The sequence below is a fragment of the Priestia sp. P5_B4 genome, assembly GCF_056400385.1.
The window spans coordinates 1-799 of record NZ_JBFULJ010001284.1 but is presented as its reverse complement, the minus strand read 5'-3'; the positions used below and the strand labels follow the sequence as shown (position 1 = coordinate 799).

Here is a 799-nt window from a genome sequence, read left to right as displayed (position 1 = left end):
GCTCCAATCCTCACTAGCTGAAGGGTATCAAAGCCATAAGCCATAACAGCCGAAGCAGCTTCTGAAGCATAGCCGTGACCCCAGTGCTGAGGGAGTAGGTCATAGCCAATTTCCGCGCGCTTATGCTTTTGGTTCCACTGATTAAATCCAACTGTCCCGATTAATTCCCCCGTATCGAGCCGTTCAATTCCCCAGCGCATGCCTTTTTGCTTTCTGTAATTTTCAGCAAAAATATCAATCAGAACCAGAGCCTCTTGAATTGTTGTGAATTTTTCTTGCCCGTAATATCTAATAACTTCTTTCTGAGAGAAGCAGTCAAAGATAGTATCTACATCGACTTCTGTTATTTCACGCAGTGTAGTGCGAGGTGTAAGAAGAATAGGAAACATACTTTTCTCCTTTCTATTTTATATAGAAAGATTTCGTCAGCTCAGAGAAAATACCTTTTATTTTATTTTTTTGTTATAAATTAAGTGGAAATACGAGCTAAACGACTGAGAAAAAGACGGAAAAACTTCTAAATAACGCAAACAGTTGTTACGTACTAGCCCTAAAAACAGTATACTAAAAAAACAAATAGAGCTAGCTGCACGTAGAGCAGCTAGCTTTCCTATAAGAAAGAACCTATTTTTTAGTTAACTGATTGCGATCTTCAATTTGAGGAGGCTCTTCAAGCCATCTGTTTTGAATCATGACTTTACCGCCTTCTTTCGCAAAGAAATAAATATCTTTAGCCAGCTGCAGCATCTTCAGTGGCAAATCACTTCGTAAACTAAAAGCGCCTCCTAAAGCATTGCTT

At 39.0% G+C, this 799-nt stretch carries 2 protein-coding genes; both read right to left on the bottom strand.

What is annotated here, in order from left to right:
• On the bottom strand, positions 1-389 hold a 389-nt coding region (locus tag AC1DRF_RS30515), incomplete at its 3' end, for a GNAT family N-acetyltransferase (protein ID WP_477742636.1).
• Positions 390-624: 235 nt separating this feature from the next.
• A partial coding sequence (locus AC1DRF_RS30510; RefSeq protein WP_477742637.1) for a DUF3231 family protein occupies positions 625-799 on the bottom strand: 175 nt, incomplete at its 5' end.